The organism is Shinella sp. NM-101 (assembly GCF_021401195.1).
Taxonomy (GTDB): domain Bacteria; phylum Pseudomonadota; class Alphaproteobacteria; order Rhizobiales; family Rhizobiaceae; genus Shinella.
In genome coordinates, this window is sequence record NZ_JACBFT010000045.1 from 1 (window position 1) to 3625 (window position 3625).

3 protein-coding genes are annotated in these 3625 nt (G+C 67.4%); all 3 read right to left on the minus strand.

What is annotated here, in order from left to right:
• Positions 1 to 300 precede the first annotated feature (300 nt).
• The 3 genes from L0976_RS28450 to L0976_RS28460 all read right to left on the minus strand — a co-directional run bounded on the left by L0976_RS28450 (position 301) and on the right by L0976_RS28460 (position 3339).
• On the minus strand, positions 301 to 891 hold the full coding sequence (locus L0976_RS28450) for a YqaA family protein (RefSeq protein WP_234190739.1): 591 nt from the start codon (positions 889 to 891) through the stop codon (positions 301 to 303).
• A gap of 182 nt (positions 892 to 1073) precedes the next feature.
• Positions 1074 to 2051 carry a phosphotransferase enzyme family protein gene (locus tag L0976_RS28455; RefSeq protein WP_234190741.1) on the minus strand — a complete coding sequence of 326 codons (978 nt, stop codon included), beginning with the start codon at positions 2049 to 2051 and terminating at the stop codon, positions 1074 to 1076.
• Positions 2052 to 2055: 4 nt separating this feature from the next.
• Complete coding sequence (locus L0976_RS28460) at positions 2056 to 3339, minus strand: aspartate aminotransferase family protein (protein ID WP_234190750.1); 1284 nt, start codon at positions 3337 to 3339, stop codon at positions 2056 to 2058.
• Positions 3340 to 3625: the final 286 nt, after the last annotated feature.

Here is a 3625-nt window from a genome sequence, read left to right on the forward strand (position 1 = left end):
GCGCTATCCTGCGGCGTTCATTCAGGTCCAGGTGGGAGTAGGTGTGTTTCATTGCAGCGTCCTTGCGACTGATAAACCATTGGCATCATTCGCAAGTCGCACTTCATCCTTGAACCCACCCCCTAGTGGTGCGAAAATCGCATAAGTTTCATTATGGAACCGATGTAAAGCCTGCGGGCAAGTGAGCATCATATAAAATATGCAATATATTCAGCATGTTAGGCTGCTCATCACATCGATTGCACCGTTCTACAACACAGCGACCACCTCCAGCGCCTGCGGTCCAAGCGGGTTGCCGTCTCAGCCGGCTATCAGGCGGTAGGCCATGTAAAGCGCGACGAGGCCTATGGCCACGGCGGCGAGGATGAGGCCGAGGCGTTTTTCGACGAAGGCCTGGATCGGTTCGCCGTAGCGGCGCAGGAGGAAGGCGAGCAGGTAGAAGCGCAGGCCGCGGGCGACGATCGCCGACAGGACGAAATGCCAGAGGTTCACGCGCACGACGCCCGCCAGGATCGTCACCACCTTGATGGGCGGCAGGTGCGCAAGGCCCGAGGTGACGAGGAGGAGGCCGAGCTGTTCCTCCGTGACGTGGGATTTCAGCCGTTCGAACGTATCCAGCTTGCCGTAGAATTCCAGGATCGGCTTTGCCAGGCTCTCATAGGCATAATAGCCCAGCAGCCAGCCGGCGATGCCGCCCGCCACCGACGCGGCGGTGGCAATGAGCGCGTAGCGATAGGCCTTTTCCGGCCGTGCAAGCGCCATCGGCAGGAACAGCACATCGGCCGGCACGAGGAAGACCGAGCTTTCGACGAAGGCGATCAGCGCGAGCCAGGCCGCGGCCGCCTTGCGTGCGGCGAGCGAGAGGGTCCAGGCATAGAGGCTTCGTAACATCGGATTTCGCGTCCTGCCGGAGGCCGGGTTCAGGGACGGCGGAAATGCCGCCCGCGGCTGGAGCATTTCCGGCAAAGGTGCGAAGCGGTTTGCGCAAGGAAATGCGGAGAAACAGAGAGTTAGACGTTTTTGCGATTCGGGGAAAAGCGCAAATGCCTAGCTATATGCTTCGCCCCGCGAACTCAACCCGCCCCCTCGCCGGCAAGCGCGCGCACCTCCGCCACGTAGCGCCGCAGGCGGGCGGCGTTGTCCGGCAGGTCGGGCCGCGCCGCCGCCCAGCCGATATAGGTGAGCGCGCGCAGCAGGAGGAAAAGCGGCAGATGTTGGAAAGCTGCCCTCGCCTGCGGCCGCACGGCGGCATAGCCGTCCAGCAGCGCATCGCGGAGGACGGGATAGTCGGGCTCGCGGCGGTTGCGCAGCAGCGTCGTCGCAAGGTCGAACAGGCGGAAGCCGAAGCCGCAATCGTCGAAATCGATGAAGGCGACCCTGCCTTTGCGCACGAAGATGTTCTCGCGCACGATGTCGGCATGGATCAGGCCGTGGTCGAGGCCGGGCGCGATCGCCGCCAGCCGGGCCGTCAGCGCAGCGCGCAGCGCCGTGAGGTCGGCCCTGTCCTCGGGCGGGAGGGCGGCGCAATCCCAGAAGCGGCCCCAGAACGGGGCCTCGCCGAGAAGGCCCTCGGCATCCCAGGCGGGACGCTCGAAGCCGGCCGGCTGGCGGAAGGCATCGGCGGCGCCGTGCAGCAGCGCGGTCTCGCGTCCGACGGCACGGAAGATGGCGGGCAGGTCCCGGCCCGCCCTTGCGAGCGGCACGCCCGTCTCGCCGAGCGGCTCGCCCTCCACCCAGCCGATGAGGTCCGCATAAAAGGGCCCCTCGCCGAAGGCCACCAGCAGCGCGCCGTTCGCCGCCGGGATCGGCTGCGGCACGGCAAGGCCGCGGTCGCGCAGATGCGCCATGAAGGCGAGCTCGGAGGCGAGCGCGGCCGGCGAATGATAGGCCGGCCGGTGCAGCCGCAGCGCGGCGCGCTCGCCCCAGGCGAGCCGGACCTGGAAGACCGCGTTCTCGCGGTACTTGATGAGGTCGGGCACCTGTTCCGGCAGGTCCCAGTGGGCGATGGCGGCCATCGCGCGCGCCGTCAGGGTCTCGGCGATGCCGTCCATCGGCTCAAAGCCCGCCCAGCACGTCGTCGAGGGTGGAGAGCATCAGGTCGGCATTCTCCCTGGAAAAAGGCATGGGCGGGCGGATCTTGGTGGCGTTCTGGTGGATGCCGAGCTTGCCCATCAGCACGCCGCGCGCGCGCATGGCGTTGATGACGCGCGTCGCGATGTCGGGGGCGGGGGTCTTTTCCGCCCGGTCCAGCACCAGCTCGGCGCCGAAGAACAGGCCGCTGCCGCGCACATTGCCGATCACCGCGTGCTTCTCGCCGAGCCTGCGCAGGCCCTTTCGGGCATGGGCGCCGACCGCGAGTGCGTTTTCCTGCAGCTTCTCCTCCTCCAGCACGTCGAGCACCGCCATCGCCGCCGCGCAGGAGACCGGGTTGCCGCCGAAGGTGTTGAAGTAGCGGAAGGCCTTGCGGAAGGCGTTCAGCGTCCCGGCCCCGGCGACGACGCCGCCCACCGGATGGCCGTTGCCCATCGGCTTGCCGAGGGTGACGATGTCGGGGACGATGCCCGCCTTCTGGTGGCCCCACATATGGGTGCCGGTGCGGCCGAAGCCGGGCTGCACCTCGTCGCAGATGACGAGGCCGCCGGCCTTCCTCACCGCGGCGACGGCGGGCGCGAGGAAATCTTCCGGCAGGTCCGGGAAGCCCTCGTTGGCGAAGAAGGGATCGACGATCAGCGCGGAAAAGCCGAAGGGGCTTTCGGCCAATGAGGCGATGGCCTCCTCGACCTCCGCCGCGAAGGCCGTTGCGAAGGCCTGGCCGCCCTCCCCGCCGAGCGGCCGGTAGGCATCGGGCGCCGGGACATGGCGCACATGCCCGCCATAGCCGCCGACGGGCGGCATGCGGGTGGAAAGCTGCGAGACCGCCGCCGTGTTGCCGTGATAGGTGAAGTCGGTGGCGATGACGCCCGTGCGGCCGGTCACGGCCTCGGCCATGCGCAGCGCCACGTCGTTCGCCTCGCTGCCGGTGCAGGTGAGGATCGCGGTGTCAAGGCTCCGGTCGAAGGTGGCGGTCAGGCGCTCGACATAGTCGAGGATGCCTTCGTGCAGGTAGCGCGTATGGGTGTTGAGCGTGGAGGCCTGCCGGCAGATCGCCTCCACCACGCGCGGATGGCAATGGCCGACATGCGGCACGTTGTTGTAGCAATCGAGATATTTTCGCCCGTCCGCATCCCACAGCCACACGCCCTCGCCCTTCACCAGATGGACCGGGTCCTCGTAGAAGAGCGACATGTTGCGGCCGAGCAGCCTTTCGCGCCGGGCGCGCAGGGATCGGGTGTCGGTCATCGGGATATCCTTCCTTGCAGGACGCGCGGTTTCGCCGGGCCTCGCGGTTGCCATCCTCCCCGTCTCCCCGGTGGGGAGACGGTGGCCCGAAAGGTCGGATGAGGCGGCGAGGCGGCGGAAGACCGTGCGTTCCCGCCTTCGGCATCCCCCTCATCCGCCTGCCGGCACCTTTGTAACTTCCCTTGGCCCGCGTTTGGCGCTGTAGTGCGTGTCGCGGTGGCGGATGAGAGACCGCATGACCTTTGGGCTTGCAAGCCCGTGGGAGAGCTCGGGTCATCATCCGCCG